Genomic DNA, 25887 nt, shown 5'->3' on the forward strand with positions numbered 1-25887 from the left:
CTCAGATCTCCTTGCCCTGTTCGATGCCACGCTTAGCACCACCACGAGTTACACGAACTCGGACGGTACGAACACGGCCATCGCGTTCAATGGTGTCCTCGCGGAAACCTACACGCACACGCTTCTTGGTGTCTGGGTCAACAAGCGCAATTTTGGACAGCGAAATGGGGGCTTCGATAGTTTCGATGCCGCCAGCTTGTCCTTGAGCGCCTTGACGTACGTGGCGTGTCTTGAGGTTAATGCCTTCGACAAGCACTTTTTCTTCGCGTGGGAACACCTTGATTACTCGACCCTGACGACCTTTATCGCCTGGTTTGAGTGGTTCAAGGCCTTCTGCCTCACGACGTGCATTGCGCTCAGCGAGCTTTGCCTCATCCGAGGTGCGGCCGCGTACAACCTCTACGAGGTCTCCCTTGCGGATTTTCGCTGCCATCAGATCACCTCCGGTGCGAGTGACACGATCTTCATGAATTTCTTGTCACGTAGTTCACGTCCAACTGGACCGAAGATACGTGTGCCGCGGGGTTCGCCATCGTTTTTAAGGATGACTGCCGCATTTTCGTCGAAACGAATGTAGGAACCGTCGGGACGGCGAGTTTCTTTGCGCGTGCGCACAACAACCGCCTTAACGACGTCTCCCTTCTTGACGTTGCCGCCAGGGATTGCGTCTTTCACGGTAGCGACGATGACGTCGCCGATACCCGCGTAACGCCGACCCGAGCCACCGAGAACACGGATGGTCAGGATCTCCTTGGCCCCTGTGTTATCAGCGACTTTCAGTCGCGACTCCTGCTGAATCATTTTCTGTGACTCCTGTCGTCGAGCCGGTTCTCTGCGGCGAGGTTACCCTCGCCGCCGAGCCTTGCCGAACGGATTTCGGTCTAAAAGGGCGAATGTCACTTCGCCTTTTCGAGGATTTCCACAACGCGCCAGCGTTTGGTTGCTGACAACGGGCGGGTCTCCATAATCAGGACAAGATCCCCAATCTGGCATTCGTTATGCTCATCATGAACCTTGACCTTCTTGCTCTTGCGCATGACCTTGCCATAAAGAGCATGCTTGACGCGGTCTTCGATCTCGACAACGACGGTTTTATCCATCTTGTCTGAGGTCACGTAGCCGCGACGAACTTTGCGCTGATTACGAGGTGCGGACTCGGACATCCTACTCACTCCTGAGTGCTAGGGGCGGTGCGGTAGCCGAGCTCCCGCTCACGCGCGATCGTGTAGATGCGGGCGATGTCACGGCGCACGGTACGCATACGACCGTGGTCTTCCAATGAACCTACTGCTTGAGCAAAACGTAAGTTGAACAGTTCTGCTTTAGCTTTTTCGAGCTCTTTGGATAACTGGGCATCGTCCATGGCATCGAGGTCGGCGGTGGTCAGACCCTTATCGGCCATCAGAAATCACCACCCTCTCGGACCACGAAACGGGTCTTCATCGGAAGCTTGTGCTGGGCACGTCGCATAGCCTCACGAGCAAGGCTCTCTGAGACACCACCCAACTCGAACATGATACGTCCTGGTTTAACAGGCGCAATCCACCATTCAACCGAACCCTTACCGGAACCCATACGAGTTTCAGCAGGTTTCTTGGTCAAGGGGCGGTCAGGGAAAATATTGATCCACACCTTGCCACCACGCTTGATGTGACGTGTCATGGCAATACGAGCGGCTTCAATCTGTCGGTTGGTGACATATGCACCTTCAAGCGCCTGGATCCCGTACTGGCCGAATGCCAGTTCGGTACCGCCTGTCGCGTTGCCCGTGCGATGCGGACGGTGCTGACGGCGCCACTTAGTACGGCGGGGAATGAGCATGTTGGCTCAGGCCTCCGTTCCGGTCTCGGAGCCAGCAGCTGTAGCAGCGGGGGCTGCTTGTGCTTGGCTATTGTCCTGCTGGGAACGTCCACCGCGACGCGAGTTACGACGGTCGCTACGACGGCCACCGCGGTTGGATTGCTCAGCCTGTTGGCGAGCAAATTCGCGTTCGGTGATGTCACCCTTGTAGATCCACACTTTTACGCCGATGCGACCAAAAGTGGTGCGAGCTTCGTAGAAGCCGTAGTCAATATTTGCGCGCAGAGTGTGCAAAGGTACGCGGCCTTCACGGTAGAACTCTGAACGGCTCATTTCAGCGCCGCCTAAACGACCTGAAACCTGAACACGGATTCCTTTAGCGCCTGCACGCTGCGCAGACTGGATACCTTTACGCATTGCGCGGCGGAAAGACACACGAGCGGTCAGCTGTTCAGCAATGCCTTGAGCGACAAGCTGAGCATCCAAATCAGGGTTCTTTACCTCAAGGATGTTGAGCTGAACTTGCTTGCCTGTGAGCTTTTCTAAAGACTGACGCAAACGATCGGCTTCAGTTCCACGGCGACCAATGACGATACCCGGACGAGCTGTGTGCAGATCAACACGGACACGATCACGTGTACGTTCAATGTCAACCTTCGCAATACCAGCCCGTTCAAGGGTTTCAGACAAGGTCTTGCGGATTGCAACGTCCTCGGCCACGTAGTCGGCGTAGCGCTGACCCTTGGCTGAGGAATCAGAGAACCAGCGGGACCGGTGATCTGTAGTAATGCCAAGACGGAACCCGGTGGGGTTAACCTTCTGTCCCATTACTGGTCTCCCTTCTGCTTATCTTCTTTCGTGCCGACCACGATTGTGATGTGGCTCGAACGCTTGAGGATGCGGCCTGCTCGACCCTGTGCGCGCGGACGGAACCGCTTCATGGTCGGACCTTCATCAACATACGCTTCAAGAACCAATAGATCGGCTTCGTTGAAGGTTTCACCGGCCAGTTCGGCCTTAACCTTCGAGTTGGCAACTGCTGAGAGCAGTACCTTGCGAACATCGGTGGCGACGGCCTGCGGAGCGAACCGCAGGATGTCGGCGGCCTCCAGTGCGCGCTTGCCACGAACCTCGTTCACGACGCGGCGTGCTTTCTGGGGCGTGACGCGAACGTAACGCGCCTGCGCCTTGGCTTCCATAGCTTCCTGCCTCTTCTTATCTGCGGGCCGGCTCAGCGCCGACGTCCCTTACGATCATCCTTGTCGTGGCTACGGAAAGTACGCGTAGGAGCGAACTCACCGAGCTTGTGGCCCACCATCGACTCGGTAACGAAAACGGGCACGTGTTTGCGTCCGTCATGGACGGCAAAGGTCAGTCCCAAGAAATCTGGGGTGATGACCGAACGACGTGACCACGTCTTAATGACATTCTTTGAACCAGTCTCGATCGCTGCGTCAACCTTCTTCATCAGATGGTCGTCAACGAAGGGACCTTTCTTCAGACTACGTGGCATGTTTCCAGCTCCCTATCAGCGCTTCTTACCGGTCTTACGACGACGTACAATCAGACGATCGCTCGCTTTATTCGGGCGACGAGTACGGCCTTCAGGCTTACCCCATGGTGATACTGGGTGACGACCACCTGAAGTACGACCTTCACCACCACCATGCGGGTGATCGACCGGGTTCATCACAACACCGCGGACATGAGGACGCTTGCCCTTCCAGCGCATACGTCCAGCTTTGCCCCAGTTAATGTTGGATTGCTCAGCGTTGCCGACTTCGCCAACCGTTGCGCGGCAGGTGATTTCGACGTTGCGAATTTCGCCAGAGGGCATACGCAGTTGAGCGAAGCGACCTTCTTTAGCAACAAGCTGCACTGATGAACCTGCGGAGCGGGCAATCTTTGCGCCGCCACCTGGTTGCAGTTCAACAGCGTGAATAACGGTACCCAGTGGGATGTTACGCAGTGGCAAGTTATTGCCGGGCTTGATGTCAGCGGCCGGTCCTGCTTCGACGATATCGCCTTGGTTCAGCTTTGCAGGGCACAAGATATAACGCTTGTCGCCATCTGCATAGTGCAGCAGAGCAATGCGAGCAGTACGGTTCGGGTCGTACTCAATGTGAGCGACCTTGGCGGGTACGCCATCTTTGTCGTGACGACGGAAGTCAATCAGACGGTAAGCACGCTTATGCCCGCCACCACGGTGACGAGAAGTAACGCGACCGTTGTTGTTACGACCACCGGTCTTGTGCAAGGGGCGTACCAACGACTTCTCAGGGGTGGAACGAGTGATTTCGACAAAGTCGGAAACGCTCGCGCCACGGCGACCTGGAGTCGTGGGCTTGTATTTACGGATTCCCATGATGTTCCTCTACCTCTGACGCCTCAGGCCTGCTCGCCGAAGATGTCGATAGTGCCTTCACGCAGGGTGACGATGGCACGCTTCACGTCCTTACGGCGTCCGGTCCCTGTGCGGGTGCGGTACACCTTACCCTTGCGGTTCTGGGTAGCAATAGCGCCAATTTTGACACCGAAGATCTGCTCAATAGCGATCTTAATTTCGGTCTTGTTAGCGCGGGGGTCAACCTCGAATGTGTACTTACCCTGATCAACGAGGATCAGTGCTTTTTCAGTCACAACGGGTTTGAGGATGATGTCGCGGGGGTTCTTTCCCGCCTCAATCGTGCTCACTTGGCTTCCTCCTTGGTACCGAGGAAGGTCTGCAGAGCGCCGACTGTGAACACAATGTCATCTGAGTCGAGGACATCGTATGTGTTCAACTGGTCTGCCCATAGGACATGAACCTCGGGTAGGTTACGAAGGGACAGTGCTGTCATTTCTTCGTGTCGTTCGAGGACCACAAGAGCTTGACGATCCTCAACGATGTTTTGCAAGGCGGCTTTTGCTGCTTTGGTTGAGGGCTTTTCAAGTTCAACCAGAGCGGTCACCACGTGGATGCGGCCAGCACGTGCACGATCAGACAATGCTGAACGCAGAGCGCCCACCTTCATTTTCTTAGGTGTGCGCTGTGAGTAGTCACGAGGCTGTGGACCGTGGACAACACCACCACCGGTGAAATGAGGAGCACGGATAGAGCCTTGACGCGCGTTACCGGTTCCTTTCTGACGGAATGGTTTCTTGCCACCGCCAGAAACTTGTCCGCGTGTCTTTGTCGCGTGGGTGCCCTGACGTGCAGCGGCAAGCTGTGCGACGACTACTTGGTGCATCAAAGGAATGTTGGTATCCACGTCGAAAACTTCTGCAGGAAGTTCAACTGTTGTGGTCTTTTTTCCTTTGGCATCAAGAACATCAATGGTACGGATGTCAGACATAATCACGCGCCCTTCACAGAGGAGCGAACCAGGACCACGCCGTTCTTAGGGCCAGGAATAGCGCCGCTGATGAGCAGCAAGCCTTTTTCCGTGTCAACGGCTTGGATCTTCAGGTTCTGGACGGTACGACGAACGCCACCCATGCGGCCGGCCATGCGCTGTCCCTTGAAAATACGACCAGGTGTTGCACATGCGCCAATGGAGCCGGGCTTACGGTGGTTGCGGTGTGAACCGTGAGAAGCGGAAACACCTGCGAAGCCGTGGCGCTTCATGACACCTGCAAAGCCTTTGCCTTTGGTGTTACCGGAAACGTCCACAGCGGTACCGGGGGTAAAAACGTCAGCATTCAGTTCTTGGCCGAGTTCATAGGAATCAGCTTCAGAGGTACGTACCTCGACAAGATGACGCTTAGGAGCAACGCCTGCTTTGGCAAAGTGTCCGGCCAAAGGCTTGGTTACTTTGCGCGCGTCGATGTCTTCAAAGCCAAGCTGAATAGCGGTGTAGCCGTCAGTTTCTTCGGTGCGAAGCTGAGTGACGACATTGGTGCCGACCTGCACGACAGTCAGGGGCACGAGATGGCCGTTGGCATCCCAAACTTGGGTCATGCCGAGCTTACGGCCTAGCAGTGCCGTAATTGGCCTGCCAGCGTGCTGCTTCTTGTTGATTGTCATTGCAGATGTCCTCAGAGCTTGATCTCAATGTTGACGTCCGCGGGCAGGTCGAGTCGCATAAGCGAGTCAACAGCCTTCGGAGTCGGGTCGATGATGTCAATGAGCCGCTTGTGTGTGCGCATCTCAAAGTGTTCGCGGCTGTCCTTGTACTTGTGGGGTGACCGAATGACGACAAACACGTTCTTTTCGGTCGGCAGCGGTACTGGGCCTACAACGGTGGCTCCTGCTCGCTGCACGGTGTCCACGATCTTGCGCGCGGAACTGTCGATAACCTCATGGTCATACGACTTCAGCCGGATGCGGATCTTCTGTCCCGCCATGCCGTCCTACCTCTTCTCGTACAGATTCGTCACCGGTCCCCGCACTCGGGTGTGTCGCTATCTGAGCGACACTGTCCTAGCGCACGGTTCTCCCAGGTGGGAGGTGGACCGTTGTCTTGTCCAAAGATCACGGGCATTATGCCCTGCCCCACGTATTGACATGGGACAGCCCCGCTGCTGCGGGGCAACCGTTCAAGTCTGCCAGATAACACCCACTGAGATCAAGTCAAAAAGACTTTCGTGAATGTGAATCCAACGACAAGAACATTCCATCATGCACAGCACTTTTTGCATTGTGCATGACGCACGTCTTATAACACTCACCTACGGTACCCGCACTCGGGCGTGTCGTCCACTCGCTTCGTGAGACTTTCGCTCGCTTTTATAGAAAAAGCGCTTAAAATCCCTAGTTTTCCAGCGAAAAGTATTTTTATGTGACTTTCATTAAATCTTGTTTTGTATCTATTTGAAAGATATTTCCCATGCCGCTTTGGGAACTTATAACGCAGCACCTAGTGTGCTGACTAGTGACCTCTCCGCGTGGGTGGGAAACTTTTTAGAGAACAGGCAGCACGCATTCCAGCAGTAGCCTTCTCCCCTTGTAATACTTAAACGCTTATCGCAGGAGAGGGATCATGGATGTGTAAGGCATAAAAACTGCTCCCCGTTCATATCAACGGGGAGCAGTGATGCTCAAATTCTCAACGAGAGAGAATGAGAGTGAGATCAGGCTTGACGACGGCGAAGAATCAAAACACCTGCGCCAGCAGTAATGAGAGTAGCTGCTGAACCACCAAGCAACAGAGCGGTTGTACCGGTCGTTGCTAGTTGCTTGCCACCCTTACCCTTGGTAGGTTCTGGTTTCTTCATGTCCTTTTCAGGCGTAGGTTCCTTCATGTCCTTTTCAGGCTTAGGCTCCTTCATTTCCTTCTCAGGCATGGGGCAAGACATTGACATTTCAGTCTTACCACCAGCGAAAACAAAACCAGCCTTAGCTGTCGCAACAAGCTTACGATCCTTGCCTTCACCATCCCACTTATACGAAACCTTGTCAGTATCAGCAGGAAGCTCATCACCAGCAGGACACATCAGTTCAAAATCAAGAACCTCAGACTTTGGCTTTTCGCTGAAGTGCCAATAGCCAGTCACATTCGCTACACGACACTCAGGTGAAACTGCGGTATCGTCATTCCAATTCCATTCAGAAAGCTTGCCCCAAGAAGCAAAATTCCAGACTCCATCAGCTGTTTCTACACGTGTTTGTGCAGGGTCAGCAGGTTTGTAAGGAGTCGTCGCATTATCAGCGGAGGGCATCATAGCTGCCATAGAAAAGAGCGCTTCGGAGGGAGCAGGAAGCAAAGCTGTCACTTCAGCCGGCAGAGCTTGACCTGGGACATCGGATTCAAAATGGTGAATTGCTTGTACCTTGCTGATGCTACGGATAGTCGCAGCGTTGTACTTTTCCTGTTTGAACTTCACAGGGAATTCAGGGGCCATAACAGCATCGGCAAAAGGCTGTGCCACTGCATAGTAAGCATTACGTGTCGTATCTAGCGTAGGCTTCTCAAAGGTGCCCTGAACCAGTGGAACAGTCAGATCAAAGCTACGCGCAGCAGCTTCAAGGTTTCGGAAGTTTTCTTTCGAAACAGTGAAAAGATTCGCCGGCGTATCAATGGCGAGTGTCTTCAAAGTCTTGTAGTCATTATCTAAATCTTCAGCGTGAAGCCCGTCTGCCAGTTTGAAGTGAATTGTCAGCGTGCCATCCTCAGCATAGGTTGGTGGTTTTGCTGTATCAATCACCATATGATTTGGATATTGCGTGTCCGTATTAGCTGCACGGTAAGCAGCATCCCATGCAGCCGTATCCACCAGAACAGTCTGGTTTACAGAGACAACCGCTGGATCAATCTTCATTGAAATATGAAATTCCCCGCGAACCAGAAGATCAGAGAAAATTTTGTTGTAAGACTGGTTCACATCTGAAGTACCAAAAACCCGTGGAAGATAAGCTCCAATCCCGCTTCCGCTAATTTGCGTAACAAAAGCTTGACGTCCTTTTTCTTTTTTGGAGTTCCATGCGTCGATAACTGACTTCATATCCAATGTGCCACGATAGTCAATCGCATACGTATCTTTAGCTGGCACGCAGACCAATGAGGGGAAAAGTTTGTCTTCAGGATCCCCTGCAAGAATACCTTTATGGTCTTTAATGTCATTACGTCCGGCAGGGTTAATAGGTTCCGCATTCGTCGGAGCAATCACATTATTGTCATCAGCATTTGCAGCAACACTAAAAAGTAGCAGACCGCTACACGCCATAAGTGCTGCAGTGCCCGCAGCAACAGCCTGACGAAGATTTCGCATATGAGGAAACCTCTCTATAGATAAAGTTTAGAAGGGTAGCCCCCCCCCCCAAAAAAAAATTCCTTTATTAAGGTACATTGTTTCGTTTCCTTTGAAAAGAAAACAAAGCGAGATTTAGTTCATAGACACCATATTTATACGTATTCGTTATCTTTTCGTTCTATTAGTCGGTGCCATTCTTTTTCGCACAAACTTGCGTATAAAAGAAAACTTCCCTTATAGCAAAACAAGTGAAGGCCGCTACCTTACGGTAACGACCCTCACTTGCGAAAGAAAGTATCACACCATACTTACCGGTGCACTAGCTCCAGTAAGTATTCAGGTTACTCACTTCAAGATAGCGGTCACACGACCTGAACCAACGGTACGGCCACCCTCACGGATAGCGAAACCGAGGCCCGGTTCCATAGCGATCGGCTGGATCAGCTGAACAGTGATCTCGGTGTCGTCGCCAGGCATAACCATTTCGGTGCCTTCAGGAAGGGTGATAACGCCAGTCACGTCAGTGGTACGGAAGTAGAACTGCGGACGGTAGTTGGTGAAGAACGGGTTGTGACGGCCGCCTTCTTCCTTCTTGAGGATGTAAACCTGGCCGGTGAACTCGGTGTGCGGGGTGATGGTGCCAGGCTTGGCCACAACCTGACCACGCTCAACTTCATCACGCTTGGTGCCACGGAGCAACAGACCACAGTTCTCGCCAGCCCATGCCTCATCCATGGACTTGTGGAACATTTCAATACCGGTAACGGTGGTCTTTTGCGGATCACGGATACCGAGAATTTCAACTTCAGAGTTGATCGGCAGAGTACCGCGCTCCACACGACCGGTCACGACGGTGCCACGACCAGTAATGGTGAACACGTCTTCGATTGGCATAAGGAATGGCTTGTCCATATCACGCTCAGGGGTGGGCACGAAGGTGTCCACAGCGTTCATGAGTTCTTCAACCTTGCCAACCCACTGGGCATCGCCTTCAAGAGCCTTGAGAGCTGAAACCTGAACGATCGGAGCTTCACGATCAAAGCCCTGTGATTCAAGCAGGTCGCGGCATTCTTCCTCAACCAGCTCAAGCATTTCTTCGTCGTCAACCATGTCAGCCTTGTTCAAGGCGATCAAGATTGTCGGAACGCCGACCTGCTTGGCGAGCAGCACGTGCTCACGGGTCTGAGCCATTGGGCCGTCAGTAGCAGCAACCACGAGGATTGCGCCGTCCATCTGAGCGGCACCGGTAATCATGTTCTTAACGTAGTCAGCGTGGCCGGGAGCGTCAACGTGTGCATAGTGACGCGCCTCGGTCTGGTACTCCACGTGAGAAACGTTGATCGTGATACCACGATCGCGTTCTTCGGGAGCGTTGTCGACCTGGTCGAACGGGGTGAACTCGTTCAGGTCTGGGTACTTGTCATGCAGGACCTTGGTAATCGCCGCGGTCAGTGTGGTCTTGCCGTGGTCAACGTGACCAATGGTACCGATGTTAACGTGCGGCTTGGTGCGCTCGAACTTGGCCTTCGCCACTTGTGTCCTCCTGGACTCGGGTAGATTTTTCTCAGCCTATGGCTAGGTGTCACTTTAACACCCATCAGGGCATGAGACCTACAGGGTTATCATTGTGTGAGGCGAACCGCCATAATTACAACATGTAAATTCTGTTGTCCTCATGGCGATTCCACCTGTGGGACTCATTCGCCCCGAGACTTTCCGATGATCTCGTCCGCGACATTACGCGGGACCTCGGCGTAGCTATCGAACTGCATCGAATACACCGCGCGACCTTGCGTCTTTGAACGCAGATCACCGACATAACCGAACATTTCTGACAGCGGAACATGTGCGCGTACAACACGCACACCGTGCTGCTCATCCATTGACTGAATGGCACCACGACGAGAATTCAGGTCGCCGATCACGTCACCCATGTATTCCTCAGGTGTACGCACCTCGACGTCCATAATTGGTTCTAGCAGTACAGCAGAGGCTTTCTTTGCAGCCTCCTTCATTGCCATAGTACCAGCAATCTTGAATGCCATTTCAGACGAGTCAACGTCATGGTAAGCACCATCAAGCAGTGTCGCGCGGACACCCACCATCGGGTAACCAGCCAAAACACCAGTCTGCATAGCATCTTGGATACCAGCATCAACAGATGGAATGTACTCGCGTGGAACACGGCCACCAGTGACCTTATCCACGAACTCGTAATCCTTCTCTGAATCAGCTTCGATAGGCTCAAGAGCAATAATGACACGCGCGAACTGACCAGAACCACCGGTCTGCTTCTTATGCGTGTACTCGTGCTTCTCCACAGCCTTACGAATGGTTTCACGGTAAGCAACCATCGGCTTACCAACATTCGCCTCAACCTTGAATTCGCGACGCATACGGTCAACGATGATGTCAAGGTGAAGCTCACCCATACCGCCGATAATTGTCTGACCGGTTTCTGGATCCAACTCAACAGTGAATGTTGGGTCTTCTTCAGCAAGCTTCTGGATAGCAATACCCATTTTTTCCTGGTCAGCCTTCGACTTTGGCTCTACAGCCACGTGAATAACCGGCTTCGGGAATGTCATGGATTCCAGAATTACTTGCTTATCAAGGGCACTCAAAGTATCACCAGTAGTGGTGTCTTTCAGACCAATAACCGCGTAAATGTGACCAGCATGTGCCACATCGACAGGGTTTTCCTTATTGGAGTGCATCTGGAAGATCTTGCCGATACGTTCCTTCTTGCCCTTCGTGGAATTCGATACCTGAGCACCCTGCTCCACTTTACCTGCGTACACGCGGATGAAGGTAAGTTTGCCGTAGAAGGGGTGAGCAGCAATCTTGAATGCCAAAGCAGCAAAAGGCTCAGAATCAGAAGGCAGACGTGTTTCAGTCGGCTCCTCATCCTCAGCACCTGGCTTAAAGCCTTTCACCGGAGGAATATCCAAAGGTGAAGGCAAGAAGTCGATCACAGCGTCCAGAACAGGCTGAACACCCATGTTACGCAAAGCAGTTCCACAGTACACGGGGAAAGCACGACCAGCGATCGTCAATTCACGGATACCGGCTTTGATCTGCTCAGATGTGAGCTCACCATTTTCCAAGTAGGCTTCGGTGAGTTCATCATTTGCGTCAGCTGCTGCTTCCATCAACGCTTCGCGGTATTCCTCAGCTTTTTCTTGCAGCTCAGCAGGAATTTCGCCACGCACAACGAGGGCACCCATTGTTGGCTGACCATTTTCATCTTTCGCCGGATAGCGAACCGATTCCATGGTAATCAAGTCAACGGTACCCTCGAATTCGTTTTCTGCACCAATAGGAAGGTGCATCACGATCGGAGTAGCATTCAGACGGTCTTTAATGGTCTGAACCGAGAAGTAGAAATCCGCGCCCATCTTGTCCATCTTGTTGATGAAGCAGATACGCGGAACATCGTACTTATCAGCCTGACGCCACACGGTTTCAGACTGAGGTTCTACACCTTCCTTGCCGTCAAAAACAGCAACAGCACCATCGAGAACACGCAAGGAGCGTTCCACCTCAACGGTGAAGTCCACGTGTCCGGGGGTGTCAATCACGTTAATCTGGTTGCCGTTCCAGAAAGATGTCACAGCTGCCGAGGTGATGGTGATACCACGCTCTTTTTCCTGTTCCATCCAGTCAGTGGTGGACGCACCATCATGCGTTTCACCAATCTTGTAGTTAATACCCGTGTAGAACAAAATACGTTCCGTCACGGTGGTCTTACCGGCATCAATGTGAGCCATGATGCCGATGTTGCGGACCTTCTTCAGGTCGGTCAACACCTCAAGTGCCACGGAGTCAATCCTTCGTTCGTATTACTCAGTTGGTTTGTCGTTCGTTAATTTTCTGACGATAAGTGAAGCCCACAATCGCATACAGCAGAATATAAGCCCACTTATCCAGACGATTACCAGCGGTAGTGAGCGAAAGCGCGGTTCGACTCTGCCATCTTATGCATGTCTTCACGACGCTTGACAGCAGCACCTAAGCCGTTGGAGGCATCAAGAATTTCATTCGCGAGGCGCTCAGTCATTGTCTTTTCACGACGCTGACGTGAGTAGTCCACCAACCAACGCAAAGCAAGCGTGGTTGCACGTGCAGGACGAACCTCAACCGGAACCTGGTAAGTCGCACCACCAACACGGCGTGAACGAACTTCCAGAGCAGGACGAATATTGTCCATAGCGCGCTTGAGAACGGTAACCGGATCTTGCTCTGTACGTTCACGAACAGTTTCTAACGCGCCGTAAACAATACGCTCAGCAACAGTCTTTTTACCGTCCAAAAGAACACGGTTGACCAGCTGGGTCACCATCTTTGAGCCGTAAACCGGATCATCAACCAAAGGACGCTTGGGAGCGGGGCCCTTACGAGGCATTACTTCTTCTCCTTCTTTGCGCCATAGCGGGAACGAGCCTGCTTACGATTACGAACACCCTGAGTATCCAAGGAACCGCGAACAATGCGGTAACGAACACCAGGAAGGTCCTTTACACGACCGCCACGAACGAGCACAATCGAGTGCTCCTGCAAATTGTGGCCTTCACCGGGAATATATGCCGTAACCTCAATACCAGAGGAAAGACGTACACGAGCCACCTTACGCAAAGCCGAGTTCGGCTTCTTTGGGGTGGTGGTGTACACACGAGTGCATACGCCGCGACGCTGGGGTGAACCCTTCAGCGCAGGGGTCTTCACCTTTGAGCGCTTCGAGCTGCGACCCTTGCGGACGAGCTGCTGAATAGTTGGCACTGGGACTCCAGTTCTTGTTCCGTCTTTAGCTAAGCATTCTGCTCAACTCTTATAGGTCAGTCTGCCGCTTATCTTGCCCCTTTCAACGGACACACGTATCCGTCACAGGGCCGGAATGCCATGATGAAAACCCACATGAAGGTAATCAGAGAATGACACCCGGAGCTCCGACGGAACGGAACCCGCATACCTCACATACATAAGGCACCACGCACAGCGTGGAAAAGGAACCCGACATAGCGGGCTACCTCACGTAACATTAGTTGCCAGGGCCAGACAGGTCAAGGCGAGATAACGTGATTCCACACACCTTAGAAAACATAACAATCTCCACGTACCACACCCACCTACGAGAAAGGCCCTGAAACACCTAAGTGTTCCAGGGCCCCTGCTACCAAGAAGAATCCTCCTTGACAGCTCAATCACTCATGGAAAGACATTCCAAAATCAATGTTGCCCAGAGCTTCAAGGAAATCCTCTGAAACCTCACCATCTTGGAAATCCAACTCAGAATAGTTGGAATTTGCCAAAGCCTCCGGTGTTGGCTCCACACGAATATCGTTGTAACGAGCCAAACCTGTACCAGCAGGAATGAGCTTACCGAGGATCACATTCTCCTTCAGACCCACCAAAGAATCTGACTTACCATTCATGGCAGCCTCAGTCAGAACCTTCGTGGTTTCCTGGAAGGACGCAGCAGAAAGCCACGAATCCGTTGCCAACGAAGCCTTCGTAATACCCATAAGCATCTGACGACCTGATGCAGGCTGACCACCCTCAGCAGCAACCTTACGGTTCTGAGCCAAATAGAGCATACGATCAACCAGTTCACCCGGCATAAAGGACGTATCGCCCGGCTCAAGAATCGTGATCTTACGCAGCATCTGGCGGACAATCACCTCAATATGCTTGGAGTGAATACCTACACCCTGATCGCGGTACACCTTCTGAACCTCATCAACAAGCTGCTTCTGAGCCACATTACGACCCATAATACGCAGAACTTCCTTCGGGTCCAGCTGGCCTTCAGTCAACGGCGTTCCCGCATCCACATGCTGGCCTTCGCTCACCAAAAGCTTCTGGCGACGAGACAACTCGATAACAAGATCTTCTTTCGCATCATCACGTGTCACAACCACGCGACGCACAGCCGGATCTTCATCATCAATATGAATACGACCAGCAGCCTCAACCAGCTTAGCTTCAACCTTCGGTGTACGAGCCTCAAATAATTCCTGCACACGCGGCAGACCCTGCGTAATGTCAGCTGCAGAAGCCGCACCACCCGTGTGGAAGGTACGCATCGTCAGCTGAGTACCAGGCTCACCAATCGACTGAGCAGCAATAATACCGACAGCCTCACCGATATCCACCTGCTTACCTGTAGCAAGTGAACGACCATAACATGTCGCACACGTCCCCACCTGAGATTCGCAGGTCAGCACCGAACGACACACAACCTCAGCCACACCAGCCTGAATCAAGGCAGACAACAAATCGTCACCCAAATCCATACCGGCAGAAGCCAAAACAGTGCCATCCTCAGCGACAACATCACGCGCTAAAGTACGGGCGTAAGCAGTAGTTTGCACAGTTTCAAGAGCAACCCACTGGCCGGACTCGTCCTGCTGAGCAATCGGAATACGAATACCACCACGCGTACCACAGTCAGCCTCACGCACAATCACATCCTGCGAGACGTCAACCAAACGACGAGTCAAATACCCTGACTCAGCAGTACGCAAAGCCGTATCAGCCAGACCCTTACGGGCACCGTGCGTCGCAATGAAGTATTCAAGAACCGTCAGACCTTCACGGTAATTCGCCTTAATTGGACGCTCAATAAGCTTCTGCTTCGGGTCAGACACCAGACCACGCATACCTGCAAGCTGCTGGACCTGACTCCAGTTACCACGAGCACCAGAGGAAACCATACGGTACACGGTGTTGCGTTCGTCAAAGTTCGCGCGCATATCGTCAGCGACCTTTTCCGTACACTCCAACCACAACTTCACAAGTTCCTCATAACGAGTGTCCTCAGAAATGAAGCCGGTTTCGTACTGATCTTGAATCTGAGCTGCTCGTTCCTCATACTGAGCCAAAATCGACTCTTTACGAGGAGAAGCCTGAATATCAGAGAAAGAAATCGTAATACCCGACCACGTGGACCAGTGGAAGCCAGCACTCTTAAGAGCATCAAGACTTTCCGCTACCAGAACATTGGGATAGCGTTCCGTCAAAGAGTTCACGATATTTGCGAGCTGCTTCTTACCAACAACCTCATTAACATACGGGAAGTCCACAGGCAGTTGCTCATTGAAAATCGCGCGGCCCAATGAAGTTTCCAGCAGGACATCATCACCTGTAGACCAGCCTTCAGGAGCCTGCCAATCCACCGGAGGAACAATGTCATCAAAACGAATCAGGGCACGAGCATTCAAGTCCAGATCACCATTGTCGAAAGCCATAATTGCTTCACCAACAGAGGAGAAGGACGGAATAACCTCATTGCCCTGCTCATCACGAGCTAACGCAACAGCCGGATCAGGCTCTGATGTCAAATGGAACAAACCAATAATCATATCCTGAGAAGGCATAGCCACCGGACGACCATCAGAAGGCTTAAGAATGTTATTCGTTGACAGCATAAGGATACGAGCCTCAGCTTGAGCCTCCGCACCTAAAGGCAAGTGAACAGCCATCTGGTCGCCATCGAAGTCAGCGTTAAAAGCTTCACAAGCCAGCGGATGCAGCTGAATTGCTTTACCTTCGATGAGCTGAGGTTCGAATGCCTGAATACCGAGGCGGTGCAGCGTAGGTGCACGGTTCAGCAATACAGGATGCTCACGAATCACGTCATCAAGCACGTCCCACACTTCCGGACGCTGACGCTCAACCTTACGCTTTGCTGCCTTCACATTCTGCGCAAAATTCTTTTCCACCAGACGTTTCATAACGAAAGGCTTGAAAAGTTCCAAAGCCATTTGCTTAGGCAAACCACACTGATGCAGTCGCAACTGAGGACCGACAACGATAACGCTACGGCCTGAATAATCCACACGCTTACCCAGCAAGTTCTGACGGAAACGCCCTTGCTTACCTTTCAGCATGTCAGAAATCGACTTCAGCGGACGGTTACCTGGGCCGGCAACCGGACGACCACGACGACCATTATCAAACAACGCATCCACGGACTCTTGGAGCATACGCTTCTCGTTGTTCACAATGATCTCAGGTGCGCCCAACTCAAGCAGACGACGCAGACGAGTATTACGGTTAATCACACGACGGTACAAATCATTCAGGTCTGAGGTAGCAAAACGGCCACCATCAAGCTGAACCATCGGACGTAAATCCGGCGGGATCACAGGGATATTTGTCAGCACCATCGACTCAGGAGCATTCCCCGTCGCAATGAAAGCATTAATTACTTTCAAACGCTTAATCGCCCGGGTTTTACGTGGACCAGTTTCTGTCTGGATAATCTGGCGTAATGCGGCTACTTCACCTTCAAGGTCAAAGGTCTGCAGGCGCTTTTGGATAGCAGACGCCCCCATATCTCCCTTGAAGTAAGTGCCATAGCGTGTTTTCATCGCACGGTACAGACGCTCGTCGCCTTCAAGATCGCCCACTTTCAGATCTTTGAAGCGTTCCCACACAGCCTCAAGACCCTCAATATCAGCATCATAACGACGACGAATACGTGCCATCTCTTTGTCGAGATTCTTACGGATCTTTTCACGCTCAGCCGCTGAAGCACCATCTGCTTCAAGGGCAGCCAGATCCGCCTCAGCCTGTTCTGCGCACTCATTGATAGCGGCATCACGCTGAGATTCTAAATGGCCTTTTTCAACTTCAAGTTCACCGCGCAGATCTGCAAGGTCCTCGTCACGGCCCTTTTCATCCACCTCAGTAATCATGTAGGCAGCGAAATAGATGACCTTTTCCAAGTCCTTTGGTGCCAGATTCAGCACGTAGCCTAAACGAGAAGGCACGCCTTTGAAATACCAAATGTGTGTGACAGGTGCAGCAAGATCAATATGGCCCATGCGTTCACGACGAACCTTTGAGCGCGTGACCTCAACACCACACTTTTCACAAATAATGCCCTTGTAGCGTACGCGCTTGTACTTACCGCAGGCACATTCCCAGTCGCGTGTCGGACCGAAAATTTGTTCACCAAATAGGCCGTCACGCTCAGGCTTGAGGGTACGGTAGTTAATAGTTTCAGGTTTCTTCACCTCACCCCATGACCAACCGCCCTGGGTCACAGGACCAATATTATCGGCGGTTGCTAGGGTGATTTTCAGGCTGTCGAAAGTCTTTGCGTCCAACAACGTCTTTTCTCCTCGTCAGTTCTCAGATCGCATCGATCGTGGCAGCAGCATTCGGACGGGCTTCAAGAGAGATGCCGAGGTCTTCACGCATATCGAAGTTCTCGTCCTCATCTTTCAGATCAATGACGTTACCTGCAGCGTCGAGAGCTTCGACATTCAAGCACAAGGAACGCATTTCCTGAATAAGGACGCGGAAAGATTCGGGGATACCCGGTTCAGGAATATCCTCGCCCTTCACAATTGCTTCATAGACTTTCACACGACCGGTTGTGTCATCGGACTTGATAGTTAGTAATTCTTGCAGCGCATAGGCAGCACCGTATGCTTCCAGCGCCCACACTTCCATTTCACCGAAACGCTGACCACCGAATTGAGCCTTACCGCCCAATGGCTGCTGCGTAATCATTGAGTATGGGCCTGTGGAACGTGCGTGAATCTTGTCATCAACCAGGTGATGCAGTTTCAGCATGTACGCATAACCCACAGCAATCGGATACGGGAAAGGTTCACCCGAACGCCCATCAAAGAGTCGGGCCTTACCGTATTCATTCGTGAGTTTACCGCCGTCACGGCTGGGGTTCACGTAGCGAAGCAGACCGGAAAGCTCCCCGGCTTCCAAACCATCAAAGACAGGGGTTGCCACCAAACTATTCGGAGCAGCTTTCACTGCTTCTGCAGGTAGGTGGGTTGTCCACTCCTCCCCTGCTTCAACAGCTTCAGTAGCATCCCATCCTTGATGCGCAAGCCAACCAAGGTGATATTCAAGCACCTGACCCACGTTCATACGACCGGGAACACCAAGCGGGTTCAAGATAATATCCACCGGTGTACCATCCTCAAGGAACGGCATGTCTTCAACCGGCAGGATCTTTGAAACCACACCCTTATTTCCGTGGCGGCCGGCCATCTTGTCACCAATGGTGATCTTACGACGCTGGGCCACATACACGCGTACAGTTTGACGTACTCCGGGGTTCAGTTCGTCTTCGTCCTCATTGAATTCGCGGACGCCAATGACGATACCTTCTTCACCGTGAGGAACACGCAAAGAGGTGTCACGCACCTCGCGGGCTTTTTCGCCGAAAATTGCACGCAGCAAACGTTCTTCTGAGGTAAGTTCAGTTTCACCCTTCGGTGTCACCTTACCGACAAGAATATCGCCAGCAGTAACTTCAGCACCGATACGAATGATGCCACGTTCATCCAAATCAGCCAAAGATTCTTCCGACACATTCGGAATATCGCGGGTGATTTCCTCATCACCGAGCTTCGTTTCACGAGCATCGACTTCGTATTCTTCAATATGAATCGAGGTGAGGATGTCTTCTTCCACGACACGACGCGACAAAATAATCGCGTCCTCGTAGTTCAAACCTTCCCAGGACATGTAAGCCACAAGTAAGTTCTTACCTAAAGCAACTTCGCCATGATCGGTTGCAGGACCGTCAGCAAGGACAGTTCCAACTTCCACGCGGTCACCCTCATCAACAATGACACGTTGATTCGTGCAGTTACCCGGGTTAGAACGCTCAAACTTTTCCAAACGGTACGTGTCACGTCCACCGTCATCAGTTGCGACAACAATCAGGTCGGCACTTACCTCAGTAACGACACCTGGGCGGCTGGCAAGGACCATTTCACCGGAGTCTTGCGCCGCACGACGTTCCATACCGGTTCCCACAAGAGGAGCTTCAGTTGTCAGCAAAGGCACAGCCTGACGCTGCATGTTCGCACCCATCAATGCGCGGTTTGCGTCATCGTGCTCAAGGAAGGGGATGAAAGCTGTCGCAACAGACACCATCTGACGTGCGGAAACGTCCATGTAGTCAATGCGGTCGCGTGCAACCAGAGTCGGATCTTCACCGGCAACACGGCACAGAACAAATTCTTCAGCAAAGGAACCATCATCATTCAGACGAGATGATGCCTGAGCAATAAAGTGACCAAATTCGTCATCAGCAGTCAAATAAGCTACTTCATTTGTCACTCGGCCCTCACGCACCACACGGTACGGGGTTTCAATGAAACCGAAGGGGTTAATACGAGCAAATGTTGCAAGTGAACCAATCAGACCAATGTTTGGACCTTCAGGGGTTTCAATCGGACACATACGACCGTAGTGGGAGGGGTGAACGTCACGCACTTCCATGCCTGCACGGTCACGCGACAAACCACCCGGACCAAGTGCTGACAGGCGGCGCTTGTGAGTCAAACCAGCCAGCGGATTATTTTGATCCATGAACTGTGAAAGCTGTGAAGTACCGAAGAACTCTTTAATAGCTGCCACAACCGGGCGAATATTAATCAGGGATTGCGGCGTAATGGAATCCGCTTCCTGAGTGGTCATACGTTCACGTACGGTACGTTCCATACGGGCAAGACCCACACGCACCTGCGCCTGAATCAATTCACCAACAGCGCGGATACGACGGTTACCAAAGTGGTCAATGTCGTCAGCTTCAACACGTACCTGAACGGATTGCCCATTACGAATACCCGCGAAAGCCTTATCACCTTGATGGAGTGAAAGCAGGTATTTCACCGTCGCTACGATGTCCTCAAGTGTGAGGGTTGATTCCTTCGGAGAAGCATCGAGGGCAAGTTTACGGTTAATCTTGTAACGTCCTACCTTAGCTAAGTCGTAACGCTTAGCATCGAAGTAGAAGTTATTCAAAAGCGTCTGAGCAGCATCCACGTTGGCAGGCTCCCCGGGACGCAGTTTGCGGTAAATATCGGTGAGAGCTTCTTCCTGAGTGTGGACCGTGTCTTTTTCTAAGGTTTCAAGCAAAACAGGGTAGTCCGCGAATGCGTCACGGATTTCGCCTTCGGTCATGCCGATAGCCTTAAGGAAATGAGTCACAGACTGCTTACGTTTGCGATCAATACGTACGCCTACAGAGTCACGTTTGTCGATTTCAAATTCGAGCCATGCGCCGCGTGATGGAATGATCTTGGCTCCGAACACATCTTTGTCAGAAGTACGGTCTGATGTACGTTCAAAGTACACACCCGGGGAACGTACCAACTGGGAAACAACTACGCGTTCAGTGCCATTAATGATGAATGTGCCACGTGGCGTCATTAAGGGGAAATCACCCATAAAGACGGTCTGTGACTTGATTTCACCGGTCATGTAGTTCATGAACTCAGCGGTCACGTACATGGGTGCTGAGTAGGTATAGTCTTTGGTTTTTGCTTCTTCGACCGTGTATTTAGGTCGTTCGAGGCGATGGTCCCTGAAAGACAGGGCCATAGTTCCACCAAGATCTTCAATAGGAGAAATTTCTTCGAAGATTTCTTCAAGACCAGAAACATCGGGGACATCATTACGTCCGGCAGCTTGTGCTGCTTCAACACGAGCTTTCCAAGCATCATTACCGAGGAGCCAATCAAAGCTCTCGATCTGGAGGCCAAGAAGATTGGGGGCTTGGAGCGGTTCGCTTAGTTTCGCGAACGAGATACGAGTCCTCAGCTGGTGAGAAGTTTCGGAAGCGGAGTGACTGTCAGCCACGGGGGTCCTTCCCTGCGTTTTCGATGCGCGTGCGCACTTGCGGACCATTACCTGACTCCGTTCTTATCCGCCAAGCGCCTGTTACGGCGGGTAGATACGGGTCACCTCGGACATAGCAAGGCACAAACTCTCATGCTAGGCTTTTCCGCTTATTTCTTCAATAGACACAGCACTTTGTGCCCATTCTCACTAACAGGGTGCGGAGAGACTCATAATATCCACACTCAGGAAGTACTCATATAAAAACCCTAATCACAGGGATTAGGGTAATAAAAGCTCCTGCGGTTGGACTCGAACCAACAACCGTCCGATTAACAGTCGGATGCTCTGCCATTGAGCTACGCAGGAATGCTTACGCAAGTAAGAACTTTAGCGACTGAACTCCCCTTCGCGCAAATCAAAAAAAGGGAAACAGATCACCAAATGCGACCACTCCCCTAAATTTTCGTCTTTTTTCGCCATTTTACGCAGGTTATTCACCTATTCAATTCCTCAGATATCCATATTCCACATATGGACTTTCTGTATTACTTACACAAAACCCTCACAAGGCTGTAAAATGTACACGCCCCAATAGCTCAGTCGGTCAGAGCAACGGACTCATAATCCGTCGGTCGTCGGTTCAAGCCCGACTTGGGGCACCAGAAAGCCTAGGCTATCAACGAGAAATCGCTGATCTTCCAGGCTTTATTTATTGAAAATCAACACGTAATTGGACAAGCAAACTTCTCATTCAGCTTCCCATACAGAGCATCTCAAAACCGAGCGTGTCTTTTATGCTCATATTTATGAACCAAAGCTCAAAATACCTGTCTATTGACAATGTGTCGTAACTGAACTTCAGGAACCACTACTCAAAAGGGAACACACCAAAGGCAAACACTCCAAAAAGAAAAAGAAAGAGGTCCGACACTATACATGTCGAACCTCATTTCACAGTCAAATTCCTAATTTCGCCAAGCAGAAGCACGCTGACCAGCAACCCATGCTGCCACCTGCGTACGACGTTGCAAACCCATTTTGGATAAAAGCGACGTAATATGATTCTTCACAGTTTTTTCAGCAACACCAAGTTTTTCACCGATTTCACGGTTAGATAAACCATCACCAATCAGGTCTAACACCTTACGTTCTGAAGGAGTAAGGTCCGCCGTCGGATCATCATGATCGGCACGACGGCGTGTTAATGTACGTTCGTCCAAAAGAACACGACCCTCTGCAACCGCTTTAATGACATCAGTAATTTCAGCGCCACGCACAGTTTTCAACACATAAGCACGCGCCCCAGCCCCCAATGATTCTGCAAGGGCTTTATCATCATCAAAACTGGTCAACACAACCGGTAAAACTTCCGGAGCCTTCTCATGCAAAGCCTGCATGATATCTATGCCCGTCCCATCCGGCAATTGCAGATCCACAAGAATCACATGCGGACGAACCAGTTCAGCACGACGCACTGCGTCAGCAACAGTCCCAGCTTCAGCGACAACCTCTAAAGCCTCATCACGATCAATAATCTCAGCAATTCCACGACGAACAATCTCATGATCGTCAACGATCATTACACGAATAATCTCATGCATTTTTTCAGTTTCGCTCACGTATTCCATCCTAACGGCCCCAGCGGTTACGCTGTCTTTTCTGCTTTATTTTTTCGTAAAAACTCAACTGCTGCACGTGCCGCAGCATGCTCAGCATGTTTCTTTGAGGTCGCGCTCCCCTGACCAACAGCCTCATCCAACGCCTCAACAAACGCATAAGCAGTAAATTCACGACAATGGTCAGGACCACGACCTTCTACTTCGTAACGCACCTGCCCTAAATCATGCGCAAGCGCATATTCAACAAATGTTGTCTTCCAATCCTGAGCTGCACCTTTATGAGCCGCGCGCTCAAGTAAGAAACCCAGATGCTCCAAAACCACAATTCGTGCCACCGCAAAACCATGCGTCAGATAGGTGGCCCCCACCAATGCTTCAAAGGTATCCGACAAAATCGAATCCTTATCACGCCCACCATATGCATGTTCACCACGACCCAAACGAATATAGTCACCCAAATGAATACGACGTGCCGCTAAAGCTAAAGGCTCCTGCGCGACTGTTGCCGCACGCATACGGGACAAATCAGACTCTGGCAAGTCAGGGTGTTTCGTGTACAGGTATTCAGCAGTCACAATCGACAAAACGGAATCACCTAAGAACTCTAAACGCTCATTATTAGGTAGGCCTCCGGCTTCATTTGCCCATGAGCGATGCACCAAAGCAAGGTCCAACAGTTCCGTATCAACCGAAACACCCCAGGTTTCTAAAAGAAGTTTCGGGTCTGATTGTGGTGGTTGAGGTAGTTTTGACTTACGGCTCATGCATCAGCACTTTCATTACCATGAAGAAGTTCAGCTAAAGCAGCGAAACGTGAATCAATAACAACATGTTCATGGTCCGGCGGCAAATTCTCCCATTTTTCGCCGCAGTCAGAACATAAACCTAAACAATCAGGAGAACACAAAGGTCGGTCCTCCACCAAAGTCACAATAGCATCCCGTAACAATGGCTCAATGCCAAGCGTATCGTGAGAGCCAATAAGGTACACGTAGTTTTCGTCTGTTTCCTTATCACTGGCATCTGGCGGAAGGTGTTCAAAAAACATTTCCGCAATTTCCACACGATGCTCACGCTCAACAGGATCTAAACATCGCACACATTCACCATGCAATATCACATCCGTATATGCGCGAAGAAGCACACCATTATCTACTGAAGTAATTTCCGCTTCAATTGTCAGCACCGTCCCCGTGGGCACACTCATCACAGGAGTCCCCAAATCATCAGGAACATTCCATTGAAGAATTGTTTCTTTACGTGCTCCTATATGACGAGGCAGATCAACAAGAGAAATTTCAAGAGATTGTTCAGTCATGTTTCACATCAATATCTGTACGATCAACACCTGTACGCTCCGCAATCGTTCGACGACCCGCGTCTGTACGGCGTTGGAGATCTTTAAGCAAGGCAGACAATTCAGTTAAACACTGCGCCGCATACTCATCCGCACCTGAACGCAATTGCGCATCTGTACGACGAGCCTCTGCAACAATTTGATGCGCACGATCATGAGCCATCTGAGTAATATTTTCTTGACTCATCATACGTTCTGCTTGTGCTTGAGCTTCCTCGCGGATTCGCTGCGCTTCCTCATGAGCTTTATCAAGCAGATCATGCGCTTCCTCTTCGGTATGCGTCAGCAAAGTATGCGATTGTTCCGAAGCATCATTGACCAGTTGCTCAGCTTTAGTACGCGCTTCCTCCAACGTGGATTGAGCGCGCGCATTGGCTTCAGCAATCGTAGTTTCGGCAGCAGAATCAGCGCGACCAAGAACAGCATCAGCATCAGCAACAACAGCATCAGCAGCAACCAGATCTTCAGGTAATGCTTCACGCGCCTGATCTAAAAGATCCAAGATTTCTGCTTTATTCACCATAACCAGAGCAGAAAGCGGAACTACGCGAGCATCCTCAATAAGATCTTCAATACGGTCAAGTACAGCAATCACCGTTGAAGGTCCGTAAACAGTTTGGTCATCCCATTCCTGAACTTCAGTGTCTGACATCAGTCCTCCAGGTCGCTGTAAGCCGAGTGAACGGCATTCCTACACATTTGCTCTATTGTCCCTCATAAAAGAGTAAATTTGAGGAGGAACATACCGAGAAATGTCCATTCCCCATGCAAAAAGTTCACGCACCAGCGATGAAGACACATGAGCATATTCTGGGGCCGTTGGAATCCACAACGTTTCTACTCCTCCAATTTCACGATTCACCACGGCCTGCGGCATTTCTGCGCTAACGTCATCGTTTCCTCGTATCCCCTTTATAACGAAACGCGCGTCCACCTCATGGCAAAAATCCACCACAGTGCCTCGCATTTCTTTCACACGCACATGCGCAATGCCGGCAATTACTGAGCGAATCATTTCTACACGCTCAGACGCAGTGTAGGTGTGTGTTTTCGCGCGATTAGTTCCAACCGCGATAACGAGTTCATCAACACATTGGGATGCACGTTGAACTAAATCAAGATGACCGCATGTGAAAGGGTCAAAGCTCCCTGGAAAAACAGCAATCGATGGACGAGTCATACGTGCTCTCGCATATCAATATCCTCATCGTGTTTCATTTCTTGGAGAGGCGGTCCCGCGAACCAGCATCGTGTTTCCCCCCAAGTGGATATGTCCTCACATTGCAAAAAAGTTGGCCACACAGGTTCTGGGCTACGCAACGAACGTTCAATGACAACCAATGTATCTGGCATAATCCACGGTCCAAGATCATTGAGTACTTTTTCAAGCTCCCCCTCAGGTAAATCGTAAGGAGGATCAACAAAGACAAGGGTGTATTCTCCCGACAAAAGCGGCATAGATTGGCGTGTACGCAAGAAAAAGCCAACATCTTTGGCCACAATACGTCCGTACAAAGCAGTGGCAGCAATATTCGTTTTCATTGAGGCTACAGCGCTTCGTGCTTGGTCAACAAAAGTTGCACTGCTTGCACCACGTGAAAGAGCTTCAAGTCCAAGTGCGCCACTACCCGCATACAAGTCGAGCACGCAGGCATTTTCCAACACATCCCAATGTTCAAGACGTGAAAATAATGCTTCTCGGACACGTTCTGATGTGGGTCGTGTTCCCTTTGCTGGCACCGACAGCAAACGACCTTTCGCAACACCTGCCACAATCCTACTCATGTGCGTATCCTACGCACCTACATATGAGTGGCTCAAAAGGAATAC

At 51.3% G+C, this 25887-nt stretch carries 26 protein-coding genes and 2 tRNA genes; 1 reads left to right on the forward strand and 27 read right to left on the reverse strand.

Features of this window, described 5'->3' with window-relative positions; all coding sequences use genetic code 11:
* Position 1: 1 nt before the first annotated feature.
* The 21 genes from rplX to LRP57_RS05465 form a co-directional block, all read right to left on the reverse strand.
* Complete coding sequence (gene rplX, locus LRP57_RS05365) at positions 2–433, reverse strand: 50S ribosomal protein L24 (RefSeq protein ID WP_231205499.1); 432 nt, start codon at positions 431–433, stop codon at positions 2–4.
* Positions 433–801, reverse strand: coding sequence for a 50S ribosomal protein L14 (gene rplN, locus LRP57_RS05370; protein ID WP_231205500.1), 369 nt, complete (start codon positions 799–801; stop codon positions 433–435). Before rplN ends, rplX begins: the two co-directional genes overlap by 1 nt.
* A 95-nt stretch (positions 802–896) precedes the next feature.
* Complete coding sequence (gene rpsQ, locus LRP57_RS05375; RefSeq protein WP_231205501.1) at positions 897–1163, reverse strand: 30S ribosomal protein S17; 267 nt, start codon at positions 1161–1163, stop codon at positions 897–899.
* A gap of 5 nt (positions 1164–1168) precedes the next feature.
* A complete protein-coding gene (gene rpmC / locus LRP57_RS05380) occupies positions 1169–1402 on the reverse strand; it encodes a 50S ribosomal protein L29 (protein ID WP_231205502.1) in 234 nt (77 codons plus the stop codon).
* Positions 1402–1821, reverse strand: coding sequence for a 50S ribosomal protein L16 (rplP, locus tag LRP57_RS05385; protein ID WP_231205503.1), 420 nt, complete (start codon positions 1819–1821; stop codon positions 1402–1404). The genes rpmC and rplP overlap by 1 nt, the downstream gene beginning before the upstream one ends.
* 6 nt (positions 1822–1827) lie before the next feature.
* Positions 1828–2628, reverse strand: a complete 801-nt coding sequence (rpsC, locus tag LRP57_RS05390; protein WP_231205504.1) for a 30S ribosomal protein S3 — start codon at positions 2626–2628, stop codon at positions 1828–1830.
* On the reverse strand, positions 2628–2999 hold the full coding sequence (rplV, locus tag LRP57_RS05395) for a 50S ribosomal protein L22 (protein ID WP_231205505.1): 372 nt from the start codon (positions 2997–2999) through the stop codon (positions 2628–2630). The genes rpsC and rplV overlap by 1 nt, the downstream gene beginning before the upstream one ends.
* 32 nt (positions 3000–3031) lie before the next feature.
* Complete coding sequence (rpsS, locus tag LRP57_RS05400) at positions 3032–3313, reverse strand: 30S ribosomal protein S19 (RefSeq protein ID WP_026460016.1); 282 nt, start codon at positions 3311–3313, stop codon at positions 3032–3034.
* 15 nt (positions 3314–3328) lie between these two features.
* Positions 3329–4165, reverse strand: coding sequence for a 50S ribosomal protein L2 (gene rplB / locus LRP57_RS05405; RefSeq protein ID WP_231205506.1), 837 nt, complete (start codon positions 4163–4165; stop codon positions 3329–3331).
* Positions 4166–4188: 23 nt separating this feature from the next.
* Positions 4189–4494, reverse strand: a complete 306-nt coding sequence (rplW, locus tag LRP57_RS05410; RefSeq protein WP_231205507.1) for a 50S ribosomal protein L23 — start codon at positions 4492–4494, stop codon at positions 4189–4191.
* Positions 4491–5135 carry a 50S ribosomal protein L4 gene (gene rplD, locus LRP57_RS05415; protein WP_231205508.1) on the reverse strand — a complete coding sequence of 215 codons (645 nt, stop codon included), beginning with the start codon at positions 5133–5135 and terminating at the stop codon, positions 4491–4493. Before rplD ends, rplW begins: the two co-directional genes overlap by 4 nt.
* 2 nt (positions 5136–5137) lie before the next feature.
* Positions 5138–5806, reverse strand: coding sequence for a 50S ribosomal protein L3 (rplC, locus tag LRP57_RS05420; protein ID WP_231205509.1), 669 nt, complete (start codon positions 5804–5806; stop codon positions 5138–5140).
* 11 nt (positions 5807–5817) lie between these two features.
* The gene (rpsJ, locus tag LRP57_RS05425; RefSeq protein ID WP_003790631.1) at positions 5818–6126 is read right to left on the reverse strand and encodes a 30S ribosomal protein S10; all 309 of its coding nucleotides are present in this window, start codon (positions 6124–6126) and stop codon (positions 5818–5820) included.
* A gap of 726 nt (positions 6127–6852) precedes the next feature.
* A complete protein-coding gene (locus tag LRP57_RS05430) occupies positions 6853–8490 on the reverse strand; it encodes an SHIRT domain-containing protein (RefSeq protein WP_231205510.1) in 1638 nt (545 codons plus the stop codon).
* A gap of 327 nt (positions 8491–8817) precedes the next feature.
* The gene (tuf, locus tag LRP57_RS05435) at positions 8818–10005 is read right to left on the reverse strand and encodes an elongation factor Tu (protein WP_231205511.1); all 1188 of its coding nucleotides are present in this window, start codon (positions 10003–10005) and stop codon (positions 8818–8820) included.
* A 164-nt stretch (positions 10006–10169) separates the two neighbouring features.
* A complete protein-coding gene (gene fusA / locus LRP57_RS05440; RefSeq protein ID WP_231205512.1) occupies positions 10170–12293 on the reverse strand; it encodes an elongation factor G in 2124 nt (707 codons plus the stop codon).
* A gap of 113 nt (positions 12294–12406) precedes the next feature.
* The gene (gene rpsG, locus LRP57_RS05445; RefSeq protein ID WP_231205513.1) at positions 12407–12877 is read right to left on the reverse strand and encodes a 30S ribosomal protein S7; all 471 of its coding nucleotides are present in this window, start codon (positions 12875–12877) and stop codon (positions 12407–12409) included.
* A complete protein-coding gene (gene rpsL / locus LRP57_RS05450) occupies positions 12877–13251 on the reverse strand; it encodes a 30S ribosomal protein S12 (RefSeq protein WP_026460007.1) in 375 nt (124 codons plus the stop codon). Before rpsL ends, rpsG begins: the two co-directional genes overlap by 1 nt.
* A gap of 422 nt (positions 13252–13673) precedes the next feature.
* Positions 13674–17588: a DNA-directed RNA polymerase subunit beta' gene (locus LRP57_RS05455; protein ID WP_269213850.1), complete on the reverse strand. Its 3915-nt coding sequence runs from the start codon at positions 17586–17588 to the stop codon at positions 13674–13676.
* Between the two features lie 22 nt (positions 17589–17610).
* The gene (rpoB, locus tag LRP57_RS05460; protein ID WP_442984576.1) at positions 17611–21147 is read right to left on the reverse strand and encodes a DNA-directed RNA polymerase subunit beta; all 3537 of its coding nucleotides are present in this window, start codon (positions 21145–21147) and stop codon (positions 17611–17613) included.
* A 228-nt stretch (positions 21148–21375) separates the two neighbouring features.
* Positions 21376–21447 (reverse strand) — tRNA-Asn (locus LRP57_RS05465).
* 219 nt (positions 21448–21666) lie between these two features.
* Between LRP57_RS05465 and LRP57_RS05470 the strand changes: the two genes are divergently transcribed.
* Positions 21667–21743 (forward strand) — tRNA-Ile (locus tag LRP57_RS05470).
* A 303-nt stretch (positions 21744–22046) separates the two neighbouring features.
* Here the strand turns inward: LRP57_RS05470 and LRP57_RS05475 are convergent.
* The 6 genes from LRP57_RS05475 to LRP57_RS05500 form a co-directional block, all read right to left on the reverse strand.
* Complete coding sequence (locus LRP57_RS05475; protein WP_231205560.1) at positions 22047–22661, reverse strand: response regulator; 615 nt, start codon at positions 22659–22661, stop codon at positions 22047–22049.
* Between the two features lie 65 nt (positions 22662–22726).
* Positions 22727–23464, reverse strand: coding sequence for a ribonuclease III (gene rnc / locus LRP57_RS05480; protein WP_231205515.1), 738 nt, complete (start codon positions 23462–23464; stop codon positions 22727–22729).
* Positions 23461–24018: a YceD family protein gene (locus tag LRP57_RS05485; protein ID WP_231205516.1), complete on the reverse strand. Its 558-nt coding sequence runs from the start codon at positions 24016–24018 to the stop codon at positions 23461–23463. The genes rnc and LRP57_RS05485 overlap by 4 nt, the downstream gene beginning before the upstream one ends.
* Positions 24011–24709: a hypothetical protein gene (locus tag LRP57_RS05490; protein WP_231205517.1), complete on the reverse strand. Its 699-nt coding sequence runs from the start codon at positions 24707–24709 to the stop codon at positions 24011–24013. Before LRP57_RS05490 ends, LRP57_RS05485 begins: the two co-directional genes overlap by 8 nt.
* 39 nt (positions 24710–24748) lie before the next feature.
* Positions 24749–25237: a pantetheine-phosphate adenylyltransferase gene (gene coaD, locus LRP57_RS05495; RefSeq protein ID WP_231205518.1), complete on the reverse strand. Its 489-nt coding sequence runs from the start codon at positions 25235–25237 to the stop codon at positions 24749–24751.
* Positions 25234–25842 carry an RsmD family RNA methyltransferase gene (locus LRP57_RS05500; RefSeq protein WP_231205519.1) on the reverse strand — a complete coding sequence of 203 codons (609 nt, stop codon included), beginning with the start codon at positions 25840–25842 and terminating at the stop codon, positions 25234–25236. The genes coaD and LRP57_RS05500 overlap by 4 nt, the downstream gene beginning before the upstream one ends.
* Between the last annotated feature and the right edge of the window lie 45 nt (positions 25843–25887).

The sequence above is a fragment of the Schaalia sp. lx-260 genome (assembly GCF_021083645.1).
Classification (GTDB): Bacteria; Actinomycetota; Actinomycetes; order Actinomycetales; family Actinomycetaceae; genus Pauljensenia.

Excerpts from the sequence above, each read along its gene's own strand:
- rpsG (WP_231205513.1), bottom strand. The coding sequence starts at position 12,877 with ATGCCTCGTAAGGGCCCCGCTCCCAAGCGTCCTTTGGTTGATGATCCG.
- rnc (WP_231205515.1), bottom strand. The coding sequence starts at position 23,464 with ATGAGCCGTAAGTCAAAACTACCTCAACCACCACAATCAGACCCGAAA.
- LRP57_RS05490 (WP_231205517.1), bottom strand. The coding sequence starts at position 24,709 with ATGTCAGACACTGAAGTTCAGGAATGGGATGACCAAACTGTTTACGGA.
- rpsS (WP_026460016.1), bottom strand. The coding sequence starts at position 3,313 with ATGCCACGTAGTCTGAAGAAAGGTCCCTTCGTTGACGACCATCTGATG.
- rplB (WP_231205506.1), bottom strand. The coding sequence starts at position 4,165 with ATGGGAATCCGTAAATACAAGCCCACGACTCCAGGTCGCCGTGGCGCG.
- rplX (WP_231205499.1), bottom strand. The coding sequence starts at position 433 with ATGGCAGCGAAAATCCGCAAGGGAGACCTCGTAGAGGTTGTACGCGGC.
- rplV (WP_231205505.1), bottom strand. The coding sequence starts at position 2,999 with ATGGAAGCCAAGGCGCAGGCGCGTTACGTTCGCGTCACGCCCCAGAAA.
- rplN (WP_231205500.1), bottom strand. The coding sequence starts at position 801 with ATGATTCAGCAGGAGTCGCGACTGAAAGTCGCTGATAACACAGGGGCC.
- LRP57_RS05475 (WP_231205560.1), bottom strand. The coding sequence starts at position 22,661 with ATGATCGTTGACGATCATGAGATTGTTCGTCGTGGAATTGCTGAGATT.
- coaD (WP_231205518.1), bottom strand. The coding sequence starts at position 25,237 with ATGACTCGTCCATCGATTGCTGTTTTTCCAGGGAGCTTTGACCCTTTC.
- rpmC (WP_231205502.1), bottom strand. The coding sequence starts at position 1,402 with ATGGCCGATAAGGGTCTGACCACCGCCGACCTCGATGCCATGGACGAT.
- rpsC (WP_231205504.1), bottom strand. The coding sequence starts at position 2,628 with ATGGGACAGAAGGTTAACCCCACCGGGTTCCGTCTTGGCATTACTACA.
- rplP (WP_231205503.1), bottom strand. The coding sequence starts at position 1,821 with ATGCTCATTCCCCGCCGTACTAAGTGGCGCCGTCAGCACCGTCCGCAT.
- rpsJ (WP_003790631.1), bottom strand. The coding sequence starts at position 6,126 with ATGGCGGGACAGAAGATCCGCATCCGGCTGAAGTCGTATGACCATGAG.
- rpoB (WP_442984576.1), bottom strand. The coding sequence starts at position 21,147 with ATGGTCCGCAAGTGCGCACGCGCATCGAAAACGCAGGGAAGGACCCCC.
- LRP57_RS05500 (WP_231205519.1), bottom strand. The coding sequence starts at position 25,842 with ATGAGTAGGATTGTGGCAGGTGTTGCGAAAGGTCGTTTGCTGTCGGTG.
- LRP57_RS05485 (WP_231205516.1), bottom strand. The coding sequence starts at position 24,018 with ATGACTGAACAATCTCTTGAAATTTCTCTTGTTGATCTGCCTCGTCAT.
- LRP57_RS05430 (WP_231205510.1), bottom strand. The coding sequence starts at position 8,490 with ATGCGAAATCTTCGTCAGGCTGTTGCTGCGGGCACTGCAGCACTTATG.
- rplD (WP_231205508.1), bottom strand. The coding sequence starts at position 5,135 with ATGTCTGACATCCGTACCATTGATGTTCTTGATGCCAAAGGAAAAAAG.
- rplC (WP_231205509.1), bottom strand. The coding sequence starts at position 5,806 with ATGACAATCAACAAGAAGCAGCACGCTGGCAGGCCAATTACGGCACTG.
- rpsQ (WP_231205501.1), bottom strand. The coding sequence starts at position 1,163 with ATGTCCGAGTCCGCACCTCGTAATCAGCGCAAAGTTCGTCGCGGCTAC.